The organism is Dietzia sp. CW19 (assembly GCF_014145265.1).
Classification (GTDB): domain Bacteria; phylum Actinomycetota; class Actinomycetes; order Mycobacteriales; family Mycobacteriaceae; genus Dietzia; species Dietzia natronolimnaea.
The window spans coordinates 1-2,754 of the sequence record NZ_JAALEE010000381.1 but is presented as its reverse complement, the minus strand read 5'-3'; the positions used below and the strand labels follow the sequence as shown (position 1 = coordinate 2,754).

At 71.9% G+C, this 2,754-nt stretch carries 1 protein-coding gene and 2 pseudogenes; all 3 read right to left on the bottom strand.

The window, feature by feature from the left end; translation table 11 throughout:
* A pseudogene (locus G6021_RS11700) lies at positions 1-237 on the bottom strand (urease accessory protein); the annotation flags it as partial.
* Positions 234-2,420 (bottom strand): urease subunit alpha, encoded by a 2,187-nt coding sequence (ureC, locus tag G6021_RS11695; protein ID WP_182641346.1) that lies wholly within the window; start codon positions 2,418-2,420, stop codon positions 234-236. The gene ureC and the pseudogene G6021_RS11700, both read right to left, overlap by 4 nt.
* Positions 2,421-2,465: 45 nt before the next feature.
* Positions 2,466-2,754: pseudogene (locus G6021_RS11690) on the bottom strand (hypothetical protein); the annotation flags it as partial.

Genomic DNA, 2,754 nt, shown 5'->3' with positions numbered 1-2,754 from the left:
GTCACGGCCCCCGTGCTCGCGGGTAGCCGCCCACGCGAGCGCGAGCGCGACCGAGTCCGCCGGGCCGATGGCGTGGCGCAGCATCGAGTGCAGCACCTCCGGTAGGCGCCGGGCGTCGACCTCCCCGCGCTGGGCCAGCCCCTCGAGCCCGTGGGACAGGGTGTACATCCCGGAGGGGAAGGACGAGTCGGTGAACTGCAACGCGAGCAGCAGCCGCGACAGATCGGTGCCGCTCATGCCAGGTAGTGCAGCTGGGCCAGCGGCAGCGTGGTGGCCGGGGCGATGGTGGCGGGCTCGCCGTCGACGGTCACCACGTACGTGTCGGGGTCCACCTCGATGGTCGGGCAGCGGTCGTTGCGGACCATGTCCTTCTTGCCGATCCCGCGGCACCCGCGCACCGGCAGGCACGGCGAGGTCAGGCCCAGCTCCTCGGGCACGCCGGCCTCGATCGCCGCGGCGGACAGGAACGTCACCCGCGTGGACTGCAGCGCCCCGCCGTACGCGCCGAACATCGGGCGGTAGATCACCGGCTGCGGCGTGGGCAGCGACGCGTTGGGATCGCCCATCGGCGCCCACACGATCATCCCGCCCTTGATGATCAGCGAGGGCTTAGCGGCAAAGGAGTCCACCGGCCACACCACGAGGTCCGCGAGCTTGCCGGGTTCGATCGACCCCAGGTGGTCGGCGATGCCCGCGGCGATGGCGGGGTTGATGGTCATCTTGGCGACGTAGCGCAGGACGCGCTCGTTGTCGTTGCGGTCGCTGTCCTCCGGCAGCGGGCCCCGCTCGACGCGGCAGTGGTGGGCGGTCTGGAACGCGCGCTGCCACGATTCCCCGATCCGGCCCATGGCCTGCGAGTCCGAGGAGAAAATGGAGATGATCCCCTCGTCGTGCAGCACGGTCTCGGCGGCGATGGTCTCGGCCCGCACGCGGGAGTCGGCGAAGCTCACGTCCTCGGGGATGTCGTGCGACAGGTGGTGGCAGACCATCACCATGTCGAGCAGCTCGTCGACCGAGTTGACCGTGTACGGCAGCGTCGGGTTGGTGGAGGCGGGCAGGACGTTGGGCTCGCCGCACACCCGCAGGATGTCGGGCGCGTGGCCGCCGCCGGCGCCCTCGGAGTGGAAGGTGTGGATGGTCGAGTCGCCGAACGCGGCGCGGGTGTCCTCGTAGAAGCCGGACTCGTTGAGGGTGTCGGTGTGGATCGCGACCTGCACGTCGTACCGGTCGGCGACCTCCTGCACGCAGCGGATGGTCGCCGGGGTGGTCCCCCAGTCCTCGTGGATCTTCAGTCCCGCCGCTCCGGCCACGATCTGCTCGACCGCCGACTCGGGCTGTGAGGTGTTGCCCTTGCCCAGGATCCCGATGTTCACCGGCAGCCCGTCGGCGGCCTGCAGCATCCGGCCGATGTTCCAGGCGCCCGGCGTGCACGTGGTCCCCTTGGTGCCCTCGGACGGGCCGGTCCCTCCGCCGAACATGGTGGTCACCCCGTTGGACAGGGCCTCGTCCACCTGCTGTGGGGCGATGAAGTGGATGTGGGTGTCCACTCCCCCGGCGGTGACGATCTTGTGCTCGCCCGCCACCACCTCCGTGCCGGGCCCGATCACCAGCTCGGGGTGCACTCCGTCCTGCAGGTGCGGGTTACCGGCCTTGCCCACGGCCACGATCCGGCCGTCGCGCACCCCGATGTCGCCCTTGACCACGCCGATCACGGCGTCGAGGATCGTGGCCCCGGTGATCACCAGGTCGAGCGCGCCCGAGGCCCGCGTGCCGGCCGGGTCCTGCGCCATGCCGTCCCGGATCGCCTTGCCGCCGCCGTAGACGGCCTCCTCGCCGTAGCCGGACGACCCGTCGGTGGTGACGGCGTTGTGATCAACCGTGACCTCGACGGTCAACACCGTGTCCGCCAACGTCAGCCGGTCCCCGACCGTGGGTCCGTAGATGTCGGTATAGGTCGCGCGCGGGAGCACGGTCGGCGGGCCCTCGGCGACGGGCACGCCCCCGGGGGACGGCGCCACCTCGTCGTCGTCGTGGGTCGTGGTGTCCGGCGTGTCGCTCAGGAACCTCCCGTCGCGCATCCGCTCCATCGCCCGCTCTCGCACGGCCGGGTCGTCGAGGGAGCCGTCGACCAGTCCGGAGAAGCCGTGGCAGACGCGCTCGCCGGCGTAGTCCACCAGCCGCACCGTGCGGGTCTGTCCGGGTTCGAACCGCACCGCCAGGCCCGCGCCGATCGCCAGGTGGCGCCCGTAGGCGGCGGGCCGGTCGAACCGGAGCTCGCGGTTGGCCTCGAAGAAGTGGTAGTGCGAACCCACCTGGACGGCGCGGTCCCCGGTGTTGGTCACCGCGAGTTCGACGGTCGCGCGCCCGGCGCCCAGCGTGATATCGCCGTCGCCGTACTGGTACTTCCCGGATCCGGACATCGCGCTCCTCGGGGTCGGTGTGGTGGTGGGTTGGTGGAGTGGGGGCTAGTGCGAGTGGGTGTAGACGCTGCCGTCGGCCGCCACGTGGGAGTGGGCGTAACCGTGGCCGTCCTCGGCGTCGAGCGCCGCGTCGATGCCGTCCCGTCCGTGATCGAGCCGGTGGACCGCCTCGCGCACGCGGGTGTCGATCACGCTGCGCAACACCGCCGGACCCAGGAGGTACTCGCCCTCGCCGGGCAGGTCCCGGCCGGTGACCGGCGCCGGGGCTAACGTGGCGCTCACGACCATCGGACGCCCCGACCCGAGCGCATCGAGCCGCGCGACACCGCCGGCC